The organism is Streptomyces sp. NPDC050549 (assembly GCF_040655035.1).
Taxonomy (GTDB): Bacteria; Actinomycetota; Actinomycetes; order Streptomycetales; family Streptomycetaceae; genus Streptomyces.
This window is the reverse complement of the sequence record NZ_JBFAJD010000001.1, coordinates 41,828-58,115: the sequence shown is the minus strand read 5'-3', so window position 1 is coordinate 58,115 and position 16,288 is coordinate 41,828. Positions and strand designations below refer to the sequence as shown.

At 69.5% G+C, this 16,288-nt stretch carries 16 protein-coding genes; 6 read left to right on the top strand and 10 right to left on the bottom strand.

The window, feature by feature from the left end; genetic code table 11:
• Positions 1 to 40: 40 nt before the first annotated feature.
• Positions 41 to 220, bottom strand: a complete 180-nt coding sequence (locus tag AB0I51_RS00295) for a hypothetical protein (protein WP_362969824.1) — start codon at positions 218 to 220, stop codon at positions 41 to 43.
• Position 221: 1 nt separating this feature from the next.
• Positions 222 to 638, bottom strand: a complete 417-nt coding sequence (locus AB0I51_RS00290) for an ATP-binding protein (RefSeq protein ID WP_362969822.1) — start codon at positions 636 to 638, stop codon at positions 222 to 224.
• A 155-nt stretch (positions 639 to 793) separates the two neighbouring features.
• Between AB0I51_RS00290 and AB0I51_RS00285 the strand changes: the two genes are divergently transcribed.
• The 5 genes from AB0I51_RS00285 (at position 794) to AB0I51_RS00265 (ending at position 5,027) form a co-directional block, all read left to right on the top strand.
• Positions 794 to 1,675 carry a Scr1 family TA system antitoxin-like transcriptional regulator gene (locus AB0I51_RS00285; RefSeq protein ID WP_362969820.1) on the top strand — a complete coding sequence of 294 codons (882 nt, stop codon included), beginning with the start codon at positions 794 to 796 and terminating at the stop codon, positions 1,673 to 1,675.
• Positions 1,676 to 1,686: 11 nt separating this feature from the next.
• The gene (locus AB0I51_RS00280; RefSeq protein ID WP_362969818.1) at positions 1,687 to 1,890 is read left to right on the top strand and encodes a DUF397 domain-containing protein; all 204 of its coding nucleotides are present in this window, start codon (positions 1,687 to 1,689) and stop codon (positions 1,888 to 1,890) included.
• A 56-nt stretch (positions 1,891 to 1,946) separates the two neighbouring features.
• Entirely contained in the window at positions 1,947 to 3,473 is a 1,527-nt protein-coding gene (locus tag AB0I51_RS00275; RefSeq protein WP_362969816.1) for a histidine ammonia-lyase, read from the top strand.
• 144 nt (positions 3,474 to 3,617) lie between these two features.
• On the top strand, positions 3,618 to 4,220 hold the full coding sequence (locus AB0I51_RS00270; protein ID WP_362969814.1) for a DUF4328 domain-containing protein: 603 nt from the start codon (positions 3,618 to 3,620) through the stop codon (positions 4,218 to 4,220).
• 117 nt (positions 4,221 to 4,337) lie between these two features.
• Positions 4,338 to 5,027: a hypothetical protein gene (locus tag AB0I51_RS00265; RefSeq protein ID WP_362969812.1), complete on the top strand. Its 690-nt coding sequence runs from the start codon at positions 4,338 to 4,340 to the stop codon at positions 5,025 to 5,027.
• A gap of 64 nt (positions 5,028 to 5,091) precedes the next feature.
• Here AB0I51_RS00265 and AB0I51_RS00260 read toward each other — a convergent pair whose 3' ends face one another.
• The 8 genes from AB0I51_RS00260 to AB0I51_RS00225 all read right to left on the bottom strand — a co-directional run bounded on the left by AB0I51_RS00260 (position 5,092) and on the right by AB0I51_RS00225 (position 15,533).
• Positions 5,092 to 7,092: a beta-galactosidase gene (locus AB0I51_RS00260; protein ID WP_362969810.1), complete on the bottom strand. Its 2,001-nt coding sequence runs from the start codon at positions 7,090 to 7,092 to the stop codon at positions 5,092 to 5,094.
• Positions 7,089 to 8,405 (bottom strand): glycoside hydrolase family 36 protein, encoded by a 1,317-nt coding sequence (locus AB0I51_RS00255; protein WP_362969808.1) that lies wholly within the window; start codon positions 8,403 to 8,405, stop codon positions 7,089 to 7,091. Before AB0I51_RS00255 ends, AB0I51_RS00260 begins: the two co-directional genes overlap by 4 nt.
• A 27-nt stretch (positions 8,406 to 8,432) precedes the next feature.
• Positions 8,433 to 9,326 carry a carbohydrate ABC transporter permease gene (locus AB0I51_RS00250; RefSeq protein WP_362969806.1) on the bottom strand — a complete coding sequence of 298 codons (894 nt, stop codon included), beginning with the start codon at positions 9,324 to 9,326 and terminating at the stop codon, positions 8,433 to 8,435.
• On the bottom strand, positions 9,323 to 10,303 hold the full coding sequence (locus AB0I51_RS00245) for a sugar ABC transporter permease (protein ID WP_362969804.1): 981 nt from the start codon (positions 10,301 to 10,303) through the stop codon (positions 9,323 to 9,325). The genes AB0I51_RS00250 and AB0I51_RS00245 overlap by 4 nt, the downstream gene beginning before the upstream one ends.
• Positions 10,300 to 11,598, bottom strand: a complete 1,299-nt coding sequence (locus tag AB0I51_RS00240; protein ID WP_362969802.1) for a carbohydrate ABC transporter substrate-binding protein — start codon at positions 11,596 to 11,598, stop codon at positions 10,300 to 10,302. The genes AB0I51_RS00245 and AB0I51_RS00240 overlap by 4 nt, the downstream gene beginning before the upstream one ends.
• Before the next feature lie 265 nt (positions 11,599 to 11,863).
• Entirely contained in the window at positions 11,864 to 13,321 is a 1,458-nt protein-coding gene (locus AB0I51_RS00235; RefSeq protein WP_362969800.1) for a cellulose binding domain-containing protein, read from the bottom strand.
• Positions 13,322 to 13,428: 107 nt separating this feature from the next.
• Complete coding sequence (locus AB0I51_RS00230; protein ID WP_362969798.1) at positions 13,429 to 14,832, bottom strand: HAMP domain-containing sensor histidine kinase; 1,404 nt, start codon at positions 14,830 to 14,832, stop codon at positions 13,429 to 13,431.
• Positions 14,829 to 15,533, bottom strand: a complete 705-nt coding sequence (locus AB0I51_RS00225) for a response regulator transcription factor (RefSeq protein WP_362969796.1) — start codon at positions 15,531 to 15,533, stop codon at positions 14,829 to 14,831. Before AB0I51_RS00225 ends, AB0I51_RS00230 begins: the two co-directional genes overlap by 4 nt.
• Before the next feature lie 120 nt (positions 15,534 to 15,653).
• Here AB0I51_RS00225 and AB0I51_RS00220 point away from each other — a divergent pair, with 120 nt between their 5' ends.
• Entirely contained in the window at positions 15,654 to 16,187 is a 534-nt protein-coding gene (locus AB0I51_RS00220) for a hypothetical protein (protein WP_362969794.1), read from the top strand.
• Positions 16,188 to 16,288 lie beyond the last annotated feature (101 nt).

Sequence of the window (16,288 nt, the reverse complement as noted above, 5' to 3'; positions counted from 1 at the left end):
GGCGCGGCACGCCTAGGGGACATGCCGCGCCCCGACGGGGTTATGGCGAGGGGTGACTCGCGCTCGCGCCGGGGTGTGGCCGCCGCCGGTGCTCCTCGCCCGGCAACAGGTCGAAGTCGCCGCAGTCCGCGCGGGCCGCGAGACGGGCCAGGGCGCGCTTCCTGCGTTCGGCGGCTTCATCAGGCGTGGCGGTTGTCCCGAGCGACAGTTCCTCGCCCATGTCATCGGTTCCCCAGCTCGAACCAGGTCGCCTTCCCCCGGCCGGGCCCGTGCGCGCACACGCCCCAGGCGTCGGCGCCGTATGCGATGAGATGCATGCCGCGGCCGTCCTCGTCGGTGGTGGCGGGGGTACGGCAGGTGGGGAGGCCCGGGGCCTCGTCGTGGACGAGGACGCGGAAGCTGTGGGGGTTGGACCAACCTGCGTAGAGGGTTACGGGGGTCGGGTTGCCCTCCAGCTTGCAGGCGTTGATGGCGTTGGTGACGGCTTCCGAGGTCAACAACAGGGCTGTGTCGGTGAGTTCGGGGCGGTGGGAGGTGACGAGGAGCGTGCGGACCGTTTCACGAGCGGTGCGGACCCAGGCGGGGTGGGGCGGGAAGACGAGGGAGACGTCGGTGGGGGGTGGGGGGTCGTCGGACATGGGGTTCCTTCCCTGGTGTGGTGGTCTCCGACGGTAGGGAACCCGTTTCGGTAGTTGCAACCGTTTACGGGTCGCGTCACCCTTGTGAGTGACTGCCGAACTACCTTGTGACCCGTGGGAGTTCGGCTGTGCAGACTGCCCGGAGGAGGTCACTCATGCCACCCAGGAACAACCCCAGCGAGCGTCAGCGGCGACTCGGCCTGGAACTCCGCAAACTGCGCAACCGCGCCGGGTTGTCCGGCGACCGGGCCGGCGAACTGCTCGACGCCGACCGCACCCGGATCAGCAACATCGAGGCGGGCCGCATCGACGTATCGCGCAACCGCCTCTACAAGCTGCTGCACGAGTACGGCTGCCCGCCCGGCCCCCTGTTCGACGGGATCATGGCGATGGCCCAGGAGAGCGGCAAAGGGTGGTGGGACGAGTTCAACGACACGATCGGCCCGGCGGCCCGGAACCTGGCCGAGCTGGAATCCCGGTCGACAGTGCTGCGCACCCACAACCCCCTGGTGATCCCCGGCATGCTGCAGACCGACGAATACGCCCGCGCGGTGCTGACCGCCACCGAGTCTGCCCCTCAACACGCCGACCGGTACGCCGAGTTCCGTCTGGCCCGCCAGCGCGTACTGACCGGCGACCCACCAGTCACATACCGCGCCGTCATCCACGAATCCGCACTCCACACACGAGTGGGCGGCCCGGCGGTCATGCGCAGGCAACTGGTGAGGCTGATGGAGGTCTCCAGACTGCCCAACGTGATCGTCCAGGTCTACCCGTTCGAAGCCGGCGTCTACTCCGCGCACACCCGCTCCTTCGTCCTCTTCGGCGGCGGGGCCCCCGAACTGGACACCGTCTACCTGGAGCATCCGACGAACTCGCTCTTCCTGCGGGATGGAGAGCAACTCGACGAGTACGCGAAGATGTTCGAGCGACTCTCGGAGCTGGCGCTGGCGCCGGTCGACCCGGAATCGGCGCCGGAGTCGCACGAGTCACGCGACTCGCTGAGCCTGATCCAGCACGTCATGTACGCCCTTTGAGAGGACCCGCCATGTCCCACCTCGTCTGGCAGAAGTCGTCTTTCAGCACCGGCGGCGAGGGCGAGTGCGTGGAGTTGGCGGCAGCGACAACCGGCACCCACATCCACCTCCGCGAGAGCGACCACCCCCACCACATCGCCACGCTCGCACCCCACACCCTCGCGGCCCTCCTCCACGCGGTGAAGTCCCTCCCTCCCTTGCCAAGCGCTAAATAAAGTGATTCATTCGCCACGCAAGTGAATGGATGTACACCAAGCACGGGGAGCTGTCCGTGGCCGCTGTCACCTTGGGCGAGGAGCCGATCACCGTCGAGCAGTTCGTCGCGGTCGCCCGCCACGGCGCGCGCGTCGAGTTCGACGCGACCTACGTCGACCGGGTCCGCAAGTCCCGCGCACTGGTCGAACGCTTCCTGGCCGAGAACCGCCTGGTCTACGGCGTCACCACCGGCTTCGGCGACAACGTCACGGAGGTCGTCGACCCGGCGGACGCCGAGCAGCTCCAGCGCAACATAGTCCGCTCGCACGCCGTGTCGGTCGGCGAACCGCTGCCCACCGAGATAGTCCGAGCCACCGCGCTCATGGAACTGGTCGGCCTCGGCGAGGGCTACTCCGGCATCCGCTTCGAGACCCTGGAACTGATCCGGCACATGCTCAACGCCGGCGTCACCCCCCACGTCCCCGGCGAGGGCTCCGTAGGCTACCTCGCCCCCGAGGCCCACATGGCCCTCGTACTCCTGGGAGAGGGCCGGGCGACGCACGACGGTCAACTCCTTCCCGGCGCCCAGGCGTTGGCCCGCATCGGCGAACAGCCCACCCGGCTCGCCTGCAAGGAGGGCCTGTCGCTGACGAACGGCACGCACTCCGTCACCGCGACAGCCGTCCTCGCCGCCCATGACGCCGGCCTGGCGGCAACCACCGCCGACATCGCCGCGAGCCTGTCGGTACAGGCGCTCAAGGGGACCGTCCGCGCCTACGACGCCCGGCTGCAAGCCCGCAAGCGCCACCCCGAGCAGGCCGCCGTAGCGGACAACCTACGACGCCTCACCGCATCCAGCGCGATAAGCACCGAGTTCCTCGACCACCGCCTCCAGGACAGCCTCTCCCTGCGCGCCGTCCCGCAGATCCACGGCGGCGCGAAGCGGGCGCTCGCGCAGGCCCGGGAGGTCATCGTCGAGGAGCTGCACTCCGTGGGCGACAACCCGGTCATCCACCCCGAGGGCGAGGACGGGGTGGCACTGAGCGGCGCGAACTGCGACAGCACCTACGCAGGCATCCAGGCCGACACCATGGTCAACGCGATGACAGTCCTCGCCAAGGTCTCCGAACGCCGCACCGACCGCATGGTCAACAGCAACTTCAGCGAACTGCCCGCCTTCCTCGCACCGCAGCCCGGCCTCAACAGCGGCTACATGATCGCCCAGTACACGGCCGCGGCACTGACGATGGAGTTGCGGGGCCTGGCAGTCCCGGCGTCCGCCGACAACGTCACCACCTCCGCCAACCAGGAAGACTCGGTCAGCAACGGCTACTTGGCCGCCCTGAAGGCCTACCGCGCGGCCCACAAGCTCGCCTACGTCATCGCGATAGAGCTGATGTGCGCGACCCAGGCCCTCGACTTGCTCGCACCACTCACACCCTCCCCGGCGGCGGAGGCACTACGGGCCCGGATCCGCGAGACAGTCCCGACCGTCGACGAGGACCGCGTCTTCCACACCGACATCGAGCACATCGCCGAACTCGTGCGGAACGGGGAGGCGTTGCGGGTGGTCGAGGGCGTGGTCGGCCGCCTGCACCGCTGAGGTCGGGGACTCGCACTCCTGATGGCCGACCGGCTTGTGGTCGAGGGCCCGAAAGTCGTGCGCGCGTGCGGCGCTCGGACCCCTATGATCACTCAGCCCCCACGGCCCCACGGCCGCACCCGCCTCCGAGACAGGCCAGCGACGATGACGAGTTCCACCTCCAAATCCCCCTGGGTCCTTGCCCGTTCCGCGCAGGCGGCGGTAGCGACGGCGGCCGTGGTGGACGTGTTCCGGGCAGCGGCGGTCCGCGATCACTACCTGCACCGCACGGACGCGTCCCTGCACAGGTCGGGCCTGATCTCCATGATCTTCGTCTATCTGATGACTGTGACGATCGCGCTGTTCCTCGTGTGGCTCGCCCGCTCCCGGCGCAACGCCCAGGAGCTGTCCCCCGAGGCCTCGCTCCCGAGTCCGGGCTGGACGATCGGCTCGTGGTTCATACCGTTGGTCAACCTCGTCGTCCCTCGCGGGATCGTCCTCGCTGTCGGACGCACCGGCTCCGTGTCGTGGGAGGAGAGGCGGGACACGGCACTGGTGAATCTGTGGTGGTCCGCCTGGGTCGCGCACGCGCTGCTGATCGTGATCACGAACCAGGTGGCGCCGGGGTCCATGGCGCTCCTCGTGGCGGCGGAGGCGCTCATGATCGCGGCGGCCGCACTGCTGGGGCTCGTCATCCAGCGCATCACCGCGATGCAGAACTCCGCGCTCGGCGCCGCCGTCCCCGTCGCACCGCCCGCGCAGGTGTGAGGCGGTCCATCCGCACTCACAGCAACCCCTCAGACCCCCCGCAGCAAGCTCCCAGCCCCAAGTCGTCCAATCCCTGTGTACGGGGTGATCCGATCCCGGCGCAGACGGGAGGACGTCGTGTTTTTCATCGTGTTGGTGCTGCTGGCCCTGATCGTCGGCGGCGCGGTCGCCTACGGCAAGCGGCAGGCGGGCGGCGGGAGTTCGCGGTACGGAGCCGGGAACGCGCAGCAGGTCTACGACGCCGACGCGGGCGCGGAGGCCACCCGTTGGGTGGAGCGGCTCGGCGGGAGTCTGTCCACGCTGGACGCCGGTGGGAACACCGCCGCCCGGCAGGCCCTCGCCGACGCCACCGAGCGGCACCGTGCGGCCGAGGGGCAGCTCGCCGTCGCCTACTCCCCCATGCAGTACGGGCTGGTGACGCAGACCGCCGTCGAGGGGCTGCACCACATCCGCACCGCCCGTGGCGCGCTGGGTCTCGACCCGGGGCCCGAGTTGCCCGCACAGGCGGCGGGCGGCCAGGTCACGGTCGGCGGACAGACGTACACGGCCTCGGCCCAACCCGGTGCGAACACGCCGTACTACTACCCCGGCGGGGTCGTGAACGGCCGTTCCATGCCCGGGGGTTGGTACACCACCCCGTGGTGGAGGACCGCCCTCGTCGCGGGCGCCGCGGGCGTCGGCGGCATGCTGCTCGCGGACGCCCTCCTCGACGGCTTTCACCATCACGGGCCGCATGGCGGAATGTTCGGCGGCGGACCTGGTGGGCCGGGTGGGTTCGGGGGGTTCGGCGGCCCGGGGCCGTTCTGAGCCATCCGGCCGTTCCCGGCCCCGCGCCACCCGACCGTTCCGAGCCCCCGCGCCGTCCTCCGGGTCAGCCGGCCCGGCGCGGCTCCCGGACCACCGCCACCCCGCCCGGCGGCACGCTCACCGATCCGCCCGACACGGGCTTGCCGGTGAGGAGTTCGACCGCGTCGGCCCCGACGACCGGGACCTCGGCGCCCTGCCCCGCATGGTCGATGAGGAACAGATAGTCCGCGTCCGCCCCGCGCCGCAGCGCCGCCTCCACTCCCTCCGGCGTCACCCGCACCGGCTTCACTCCCGCCTCCCGGCGGATGAGGTCCAGGAGCCCGGCGAGGGTCGCCGGGTCAGGGCGGGTGGCCATGTACCAGGCCGTGCCCTCGCCGTACGCGTTCCGGGTCACCGCCGGGATGCCGGTCAGCGGGCCCTCCGCGTACGACGTGATCGCCTCGGCGCCCGCCAGGGCGACCCGCTCCGACCACAGGGACGCCGTACCGCCGCCGCTGCTCAGCGCGAGCGACTCTCCGGGGAGCAGCGGAAACAGTTCGTCCGTGCGGACGCCGAGCACCTCGCGGAAGGCTCCCGGGTAACCCCCCAGCCGCACATGGCAGTTCTCGTCCACGGCCCCGCTGTGGAAGCCCACCGCCAGGGTGCCGCCGGACGACGCGAAGTCGGAGAGGTTGGCCGCGCCGGCCTCGTCGACCAAGTAGAGGCTCGGGGCCAGGACCAGGCGGTACGGCGACAGGTCGGCGTCGGGGCGGACGAAGTCCACCGCTATGCCCGAGCGCCACAACGGCTCGTACCAGGACCGGACCTGGTCCAGGTAGCGGACCTCCTCGCTGGGCTGGGACGGCAGTTCCAGGGCCCAGCGGGCGTTCCAGTCCCACACCACCGCGACCGACGCCGTGCCCGTGCTGCCCCGCACCTCCGCCAACGCCCGCAGGTCCGCGCCCAGTTGGACGACGTCCTGCCAGATCCGGCTGTCCGTGCCCGCGTGCGGCAGCATCGCCGAGTGCCACTGTTCGGCGCCCGCCTTCGCCGCCCGCCACTGGAAGTAGGCGATGCCGTCCGCGCCGTGCGCGACATGTGCGAGCGCGTTGCGTCTCAACTCACCCGGGTTCTTCGCCCTGTTGACCTGTTGCCAGTTCACGGCGCCGGTCGAGTGCTCCATCAGCAGCCACGGCCGGCCGCCCGCCAGCGAGCGGACCAGGTCGCCGCTCATCGCGATGTCGATCTCGGACTCGGGGTCCGTGGAGCGGAGGTAGTGGTCGTTCGACACGACGTCCAACTCCGGTGCCCAGCGCCAGTAGTCCAGCGCGTCGAAGTTGAACATCACCATGAAGTTGGTGGTGGCGGGGACGGCCGGGGCCGCCTCCCGCAGTACGTCCCGTTCCGCCTTGTACAGCGACAGCAGCGCGTCGCTGCAGAAGCGGCGCCAGTCCAGCTGGTGGGTGGGGTTGGGGACCGCGCCCGTCGCACGCGGGGGCAGGACCTCCGCCCAGTCGTAGTACCACTGGCTCCAGAAGGCCGTGCCCCAGGCGTCGTTCAGCGCCGGCAGGCTGTCGCCGTACTTCGCGCGCAGCCACACCCGGAACGCCTCCGCGCTCTCGTCGCAGTAGCAGGCCGGGTTGTGGCAGCCGTACTCGTTGTGGATGTGCCACATCGCGACGGCGGGGTGGTCGGCGTAGCGGCGCGCGAGTTCGCCCGCGATGCGCAGGGCCGCCGTACGGTACGCGGGGCTGGAGGGGCAGAACGTCTGGCGGCTGCCGTACGACAGTCTCCGGCCGTCCCGGTCCACCGGCAGCGCCTCGGGGTGGGCGCGGAAGAACCAGGCCGGTGGCGCCGCCGTCGGTGTCGCCAAGTCGGCGGCTATGCCGTTCTGTTGGAGCAGGTCCAGGACCTTGTCCAGGAGGGTGAAGTCGTAGACGCCCTCGGCCGGTTCCAGCAGCGCCCACGAGAAGATGCCGATGCTGACCATGGTCACCCCGGCCTCGCGCATCAGGCGCATGTCCTCGGCCCAGACCTCCTCGGGCCACTGCTCGGGGTTGTAGTCGCCGCCGTATGCGATGGTCATCGGTCAACTCCCGTCAGGAGGCGACGGGTTGTCGTCACACCCCACTGGTCCAGGGACAGCAGTCGGTCGCTCGACGCCATCAGGCCGCCGGTGGCCTCCACATGGGCCGCCCAGCGTTCGCGGGTCTCCACGGCCGGGCGGGCCATCAGGCAGTCGGGGTCGTTGGTCCAGAGGCGGCCGTGCTGCCACTGGCGGGCGAATCCCGTGAACTCGGCGGAGTCCTGGCCGGGTTGGGAGTAGTCGTCGGCCTCGGGGCGACGGTGCGGTGCGGTGTCGGGGCTGACCCGCATCGCGTCGAACAGGCCGAGGGAGGGGAGGATCGGCGCTCCGCAGCCCAGGAGGTAGGCGTCCGGGCCGATCACCTCGCGGATCAGTGCGATCCCGGCCCGGTAGGCCTCGATGGCGTCGACTCCCTTGTGGCGTACGCCGTCCAGGGCGCCGGCGTAGAGGAAGTCGGCCTTGAAGTAGTCGTAGCCCTCGGTGCGGAGGGTGGCGTAGACCTCGGTCAGGTATGCCGCCGCGCCGGGGTGGGTGGGGTCCAGGACGCAGAGGTCGTGGCCCCAGTTGCGGCCGGCGTGGGCGAAGCCGCCCGCCGGATCGCGCACCAGCCACTCGGGGTGTTCGGCGGCCAGGTCGCTCGCCGGGTCGACCAGGAAGGGGGCCGTCCAGATGCCCGCCCTGCGGCCACGCCCGCGGATGGTGTCGGCGATCGCAGCCCGTGAGCGGAAGCGGCCGGACAGGGTCAGCCAGTCGCCCAGCGCCTTCTGGTAGCCGTCGTCGATCTGGACGACGTCGATGGGCAGGTCGAGGGTGTCCATCGCGCGGAGGTTCTCGTGGATGTCCTCCTCGGTGACGGCGGTGAAGTACTCGTACCAGGAGCACCAGACCGTGGGCGCCGGGCGGGGGGACGGCAGGGCCAGGCCGTCGGCCCAGTCCCCCAGTACCGACTGGATGCCGGTCCCCGTCCACTCCTTCACCGGGCCGTCGGCGGCGATCTCCGCCACCCCGTCCCGTACGGCCAGCCGGATCGACGGGACCGATCCGGTGGGGTCGACCGCCGCCCACAGGCGGGCCGGTGAGCCGTCGCCGGGGTCCAGGGCGAGCAGACCCTCGCCCTGGAAGACATCGGCGGGCACGGTGGCACCGGGGCGGTAGCACACCGTCGCCCAGTTGGCGTTGGCCGGCCGGTACGGCCGCGCCCCGAGGGGGTAGGCGCCGCTCGGGCTCCAGGACTGCCAGCCCTCCTCGTGGACCCGGGCGGTACGCGGATTCACGGGGACGGAGGCGAGCGTGGTGAAGGGGTGGTCGTGCACGGTGGTTCTCTTTCAACGGGAAGGGCGTCAGCCCTTGTTGGCGCCCAGCGTGAGACCGCTGACGAACTGGCGCTGGAGCGCGAAGTACACGATCAGGGTCGGGATCGCGGTGAGCAGGGCGCCGGCCGCGACCAGGTTGGGGTCGGTGAAGTACTGGCCGGAGAGGTTGTTCAGGGCGGAGGTGATCGGCATGTTCTCCCCGGTCGAGATCAGCACGATCGCCCAGAAGAAGTCGTTGTAGATCCAGATGGAGAGCAGGGTGGCCAGGGCCGCCATCGCCGGCTTGCACAGCGGAAGCACGATCTGCCAGTACTGGCGCCACACGGACGCGCCGTCCACCAGGGCCGCCTCGGTCAGCTCGGTCGGCAGCATCCGCATGTAGTTGCTGAGCACGAAGGCGCAGAAGCCGGACTGGAACGCCACGTGGATGAGGACGAGGCCCAGCGCGGAGTCGTAGAGCTTGCCGCTCATCGTGATGCCCGGCAGGTCGATCAGCAGGTACAGGCGGTACAGCGGGGTGATGATGACCTGCTGCGGCAGCAGGTTGCCGGCCGTGAAGACCAGCAGCAGGGCGATGTTGAAGCGGAAGTCGAAGCGGCTGACGTAGAACGCGACCATCGACGCCAGCAGCAGCGTGAGCAGCACGGCCGGGACCGCGATGATCAGCGTGTTGACGAAGTAGTGCGTCATGTCGGACTGCTGGAACGCGTTCTTGAAGTTGTCGAAGTTCAGCGTGTCCGGCCAGGAGACGTAGCCCTTGTTGCTGGTCTCCGCGTACGGGCGCAGGGCCGCGTAGACCGCCCACAGCAGCGGGGCGAGCCAGGCCAGCGAGGTGACGACGAGGAACGTGTGCAGCAGGACCCGGGCGGGGCGGAGCGGGGTGCGCTGCTTCACGCCGAGTGCGGCGGTGGGGGTGGTCATGCGCGCCGCTCCTTCCGGAAGGTCGCGATCAGGTACGGAATGATGACCGCGAGGGAGATGACCAGCAGGACGACTGCGATCGCCGACCCGTAACCGATCCGGCTGGACTCACCGATGATGTTGTTGGTGATCAGGATCGACAGCAGTTCGGTGCCCTGGGCGCCCTTGTTGAAGACGAAGACCAGGTCGAAGGCGCGCAGCGACTCGATGATCGTGACGACCAGGACGACCGTGTTGGTGGGGCGCAGCGTCGGGAAGATGACGTTCTTGAACGTCTGCCACTCGTTCGCCCCGTCCAGTGCGGAGGCCTCCCGCAGGGACGGGTCGACGCCCTTGAGGCCGGCCAGGTACAGGATCATCATGTAGCCGGCGTGCCGCCAGGACGCGGCGATCAGGACGGCCCACAGGTTGAGCTTGGGGTCGCCGATCCAGTCGATGTAGTGGCCTGGCTTGTTGGCCCCGATGAGGCTGTTGATCAGGCCGGTGTCGGGGTTGTAGATCAACTGCCAGACGAATCCGGTGACCGCCAGCGACATCACGACCGGCAGGAAGAACGCGGTCTGGTAGACGCGGCTGAAGCGGATCTTCTTGTCCAGCTGGACGGCCAGGAACAGGCCGAAGGGCGTCGGCAGCAGGATGAGCACGACGAACCAGATGATGTTGTGCTCAAGGGCGGGCCAGAACTGCGGGTTGTCGGTGAACAACTGCTTGAAGTTGTCCAGCCCGACCCACTTGATCGAGTCGAAGCCGATGCCGTCCCAGCTGGTGAAGGCCAGGGCGATCGAGGCGAGGGCGGTGACCCAGACCAGGGCCACGTGCAGGACCGTCGGCACGCCCGCCATGAAGGCGAGCGTGATGCGGTCACGGCGGGTCAGCAGGCGCTTGGCACCCTGCGGGACCCGCTTCTTGGCAGGCGCGGGGCCCGGAGGCGGAACGGCGTCCGCCTCCGGGCTCGTCGTAGTCGTCTCGGAGATCATGAGGAGGCGAAGATCGTCTTCTTCTGGCGCTCGATCGAGGACAGCAGACTGTCGACGCCCTTGGGGTTCTGGAGGAACTTCTGCAGACCGGGCTGCATCACCGTCGAGGTGAAGTCCGGACGGGAGTCGCGGTCCATGAACTGGGTGAGGCTCTTGGCGGCGCCGATCATGTCGAACGCCTTCTTCTGCAGCGGCGAGTACGCGGCGGTGGATGCCTTGCTGGAGGCGGCCACCACGCTCGGGTCGGTCTTGAGGTAGAGCTCCTCGGCCGCCGGGCTGCCCAGGTACTCCATGAGCTTCACGACACCGGCGTGGTTCTTCGGGGCCTTGCTGACCATGAAGCCGTCGGTGGGCGCCTCGACGGTGTCCTGGCCGTACGCGGAGTTGATCTCCGGGAAGGCGAAGAAGTCGAGGTCGTCGAGGTCGGCCTTGTTGGTGAACTGCTGGGCCACGAAGGAGCCGAGGAGGTACATGCCGGACTTCTTCGACACCAGGCCCTGGGCGGCGTCCTGCCAGGTGCGGCCCATGAAGCCGTCCTGGTGGTACGGGAGCAGCTCGGCCCAGTGGTCGAAGACCGCCTTGACCTTGGGGTCGGTCCACGACTCGGTGCCCGCCATCAGCGCCTTGTGGAAGTCGTAGCCGTTGAGGCGGAAGTTGATCTGGTCGAAGGTGCCCATCGCCGGCCAGGCGTCCTTGTCGCCGAAGGCGATCGGGACCAGGCCGTCGCTCTTCATCTTCTTGCACAGGGCGACCAGCTGGTCCCAGGTGGTGGGGACGGTGTAGCCCTTCGCCGCGAAGACGCTCTTGCGGTAGAAGATCGCCCACGGGTACGTGGTCAGCGGCACGAAGTAGTACTTGCCGTCCTCGCCCTTGCTGAGCTTCTTCATGGCGTCGGGGAAGTTGTCCCCGATCTTCGCCCACACGTCGTCGATCGGGGTGGCGAGCTTCTTGGCCGCGAAGAACTGCATGCGGTACCCGGCGAACCAGTTGAACACGTCGTCCGGCGTGCCCTGGAGGTAGGAGTTGATCTGCTCCTGGAAGGTGTTGTGGTCCTTCGTGTTGACCTTGACGGTAATGCCGGAGGTCTTCTTGAAGTCCGCGTAGACACTCGCGAACGCCTTCTTCGGCACGGCGTCGGACGCGTTGGACCCCAGCGTCACGGTCTTCGAGTCGGACGAGCTGCCACTGCTGCCACACGCGCTCAGCAGGGGGATACCGGCTCCGAGCACGGCGGCGCCGCCTATGCCGCGCAGGACGGAACGGCGGCTCGCAGCGGGGAGGGAGAAGTCGGGCATGAACGGCTCCTGACGGACAGGGTTCGGCCGGAATGCGCCACGCCCCAGGTCGTCGTAACCGACCAGAAACCAACGCGACCAAACACGGTGGCGTAATAACAGTCCCATGTCTGGTCATGCGTCAACACCCGCCGCCTTCATTTGTCGAAACGTAATCGACACGCACCAGCAAGAGAAGCGGACGTACAGCCGAGTGGCCATACGTCCGCTGCGGGGCGACTGGGGCCACGGGGACCGCGAGGGGCTCCCGGGGCACATGGGGCGACTACTGCAAGGCAGAGAAGGCCTTGGAGAACGCGGACGGGGCCTGCACGACCGAACTGCAGGTCGCGTCAGCAGTGGGCTCGGCTCCGCCGGCGCACTGCTTGTCACGTGTCGCGGACCACATCGAGATGCCACCGAGCCCCTTCGCCTCGGCGAAAGCGACGAGCCGGGTCGCGTCGTCGACCTTGAAAACCTCCGACGACACGTCATTCACGCCGATCATCGGAGTGACAGAAATCGCTTTCCAAGAGGCACTTTCAGACAGCCCGAGAACACTCTTGACTTGGGCCTGAGTCGCTGTAGCCGCTTGCTCTGAGTACGTTCCCATATCTCCGCTGTAGGCCGGTCCGTAGTCCATCGCCATGATGTTGACCGTGCCGATTTTCACGCCGTTGGATTTGGCGTTGGAGAGCAGGTTCACACCGTCCTGCGTCAGCCCCTCGGGCATCACCGGGAGGGTGTAGGAGACGTCCAGGTTCGGGTGCTGCTGCTGGAGCCTGGCTATCGCCTGGGCGCGGATCGTGTTCGCCGCCGTGTTGGGCAGCGCGGCGCCCTCGATGTCGAAGTCGACCTTGGTGAGGCCGTACGCGTCCACGACCTTGCCGTAGGCGCTCGCCAGCGTGCTCGCCGAACCGCACGTCGTCGCCAGCTCGGAGCCGGACGCGCCGCCGAAGGAGACCCGTACGTCGCCGCCCTTGGCACGCAGCGCGCCGATCTGGGAGGCCACGCCGTCGCTCGCAAGGTCCGTCACCCCGCCCCACTTCGGGGTGCAGCCGCCGCCGTCGGTGATGAAGGCGAGGTTGTAGTTCTTGACGCCGGTCGCGGTGACGTTGGCGAGGAGGTCGAAGGCCGGGTAGAGGGAGGTGTCGACGTAGGGGGCGAAGCCGCCGCCGGCCGTCGTGCCGGTGCTTTGCGAAGGCGAGGCGGTGGGTGTCGGAGTGGGCGTCGGCTTGGTGGTGGGGGTCGGCGAGGCGGTCGGCATGGGCGTGGGTGACGAGGTCGTCGGGCGGCCGGACGGCTCGGGGGTCGCGCCGCCGTCCGCCGAGCACTTGGCGCTGTCGATCAGACAACTCGTCGGCTGGCCCGTGCCGTTGACCACGAAGCCGACCGTGACCGACTCGCCGGCCGCGAGCCCGTCCGTGTCCCACTTCGGCGGCTTCACGGTGACGTGCTGCCCGCTGACACTCGACTCGGCGTTCCACAGCGAGCTCACCTTCGAACCGGACGGCAGGTCGAACTCCAGCGTCCAGTCCTTCTTGGTGGCACCGGTCGTGTTGGTGACGACGTACTGGGCGGTGTACCCCGTCGACCACTCGCTGGTTCTCGTGTACGCGGCGCCGACGCTCGCCGCCTGGGCGACGCCGGTCAGCAGGACCGCGCCGCCGCCGACCACCGCCGCGGCGACCGCTCCGCCGATCACCTTGTTCCTGTTGCTGATCCTGCGCCGGTGGGTGCTCATCGCGTGCCTGCCTTCGCCGTACGGGGGTGGGGTGCGGCAGCACGCTAGCGATCCGGAATCGGGCAAAGCGCCTGATCCGGGCAGGAGTCGGTGATCTTAGGGCGCGCTTAAGGGAGGGATCGGGAACCGTTAAAGGTAGAGACCAATCTGCCGCGCCGACGCCTTCGTACGGCCCCCCGGTGCCCCTTGCGCTCCGGCTCCCGCCCGTCCAGCTGGATCCAGATCCGCACCTCCGTGCCGCCGAGCATCGAGGAGCCGATCCGGACGTCCCCGCCCGTCGACTCGGCGAGCCTGCGCACGATGTCCAGGCCGAGCCCGGTCGACCCGTCGCTGCCGGAGCCGCGTCCGCGCGCCATCGCCGCCTCGGGGTCCCGTATGCCGGAACCCGCGTCCGAGACGAGCACGATCACCGCGTCCGCGCTGTTGTGCACGTCGACCGCGAAGGCCGTGCCCTCGGGCGTGTGCCGGAACACATTGCCCAGCAGGGCGTCGAGGGCGGCGACCAGGTCGGCGCGGGCCACGGGTATCCGCACCGGCCGCTCCACCCCGGCCACCCGTACCTTGCGGCCCTCGTCCTCGGCGAGCGCGGACCAGAACCGCATCCGCTCGCGCACCACCTCGGCCGCGTCGCACCCGGCGCCGGGCCCGGCCGCCACAGTCTGCGGCTTGGCCTCGCGCGCGGTCCGGATGATCGTGTCGATCTCCCGCTCCAGCTGCGCGACGGCGGTCCGCGTCTGCTCGGCGGCCGGACCGTCCCCGAGCGAGGCCGCGTTGAGCCGCAGCACGGTGAGCGGTGTGCGGAGGCGGTGCGAGAGGTCGGCCGCCAACTCCCGCTCGTTCGCCAGCAGTTGTACGACCTGGTCGGCCATGGAGTTGAACGCGACCGCCGCCAGCCGCAGTTCGGTCGGCCCCTCCTCGGGCACGCGTGCGCCGAGCTTTCCCTCCCCCAGTTCGTGCGCGCCCTCGACCAGGCGCTGCGCGGGCTGCACCATCCGTACGCCCAGCCGGTCGGCGACCGCGACGGACCCGACGATCAGCGCGATGCCGACCCCCGCGAGTACCGCCCAGGCCGTACCGACGCCGTTGCTGACCTCCGACTCCGGGACGAACACCTCGACGACGGATATCTGGCCGGAGCTGAGCGCGACCGGCTGCAGCAGGGTGGAGCCGCCGGGCACCTCGGTGGTGGAGGCACGGCCCAACTTCCTCACGGTCGCGATGTCCTTGTCGGCGGCGCGCTGGCGCCCGATGTCGAGGGCGGCTTTCCCCTCCCCCGCCGGTATGTGCACGGCCATCCCGGAGTCCGTGCCCGCCGAGGCGACGACCTTCTCCAGCTGGTCCCGGTCGGTGGTGATGGACAGCGCGGGAGCGACGGCCGCGGCCTCCCGCTCGGCGTTGGAGAAGGCGCGGTCCCGGGCCATCTCCTTGATGACGAGCCCGAGCGGGACCGCGAAGGCGACGACGACCATGGCCGCGATCGCCAGACAGACCCTGACCAGTGCCCACCTCATCGCAGTGGCTCCGCTCCCGGTGGCTCCAGCTTCACGCCGACACCCCGCAGGGTGTGCAGATAGCGCGGCCGGGCCGCCGTCTCCCCCAACTTCCGGCGCAGCCAGGACAGATGGACGTCGATCGTCTGGTCGTCGCCGTAGGACTGCTGCCACACCTCGGCGAGGAGTTCCTTGCGCGGGACGACGACTCCCGGCCGCCCGGCGAGGAAGGCAAGGAGGTCGAACTCGCGGCGGGTGAGGTCGAGTCGGACGCCGTCCAGGTCGGCCTGACGGCGCAACGGGTCGACGGTGAGACCGCCGACGCGGAGGACCGAGGACGGGGGCGCCTCGCCGGTGGTGGCACGGGAGCGTCGGAGGACGGCAGACATGCGGGCGGACAGATGGTCGACCGAGAAGGGCTTGGTGAGGTAGTCGTCCGCGCCCGCGTTCAACAGACGGACGATCTCCGACTCGTCGTCCCGCGCGGTGGCGATGATCACCGGTACGTCGGTGATTCCGCGCAGCATCTTCAGCGCCTCGGACCCGTCCAGGTCGGGCAGTCCGAGGTCCAGGATGACCACATCGAAACGGAAATGGGCGACCTCGCGCAGCGCCTCAAGTGCCGTACCGACACTGCGCACCGTGTGTGCGGCGTCGGTCAGATGCCGGATGAGGGCCGAGCGTACGAACTGGTCGTCCTCGACCACGAGCACACTTGCCATGCGCCGCACCGTACGCCATGCGGGCGACCCGTATCCGGGGCTGTGGACAACTCCCGCCTGTGGACAAAGCGATGGCCATCGCCGGGACACCTGTGGGGCGCGTGAGGCAGTATGGCCGCGATGCCCAGAGGACTCGTCAACGGATTCATGCACGTGCTGGCCTGGTCGCTCGCCACCGGCGCGGCGGTCACGCTGTCCTGGTGGGGCGTCCACAAGGTCATGACGGGCACGGCCTACGACCCGCCGCGCGCCCTGCCCATCACGGCGGCCGGCGCGACCGCCCAGGAGGCGACACCGCCCGCCGAACCGACGGTTCGGGCCGAATCGGTCCCGAGCCCGTCGAGTACCCCGACACCGACCCGCAGCCCGAGCCCGAGCCCCACGAAGACGGCGACGGCGAGCCCGTCCCCCTCCGTCTCCACCTCCGGCCAGGTGAAGAGCTACGACACCGACGGCGGGCGGGTGGTGCTCGAACTCGACTTCGCACCGGCCTATGTGACGCTCGTGTCGGCGACGCCGGGTACGGGCTGGTCGATGCAGGTGTGGAAGACGGACTCATGGCTCCGGGTGGAGTTCACCAAGGGCACGGGCAAGGTGTCCGTGATCTGTACCTGGCACGACGGGGCACCGCGGGTGGATGTGGGGAGCTACTAGCGTCCGGGCGGCAGGGCCGGACGGACCGGAAAGCGGAAGCCAACTACATATCGACAGTCGACTCCCATTTGGAAGTGGCTTCTCATTAGGTTGCTGCCTTC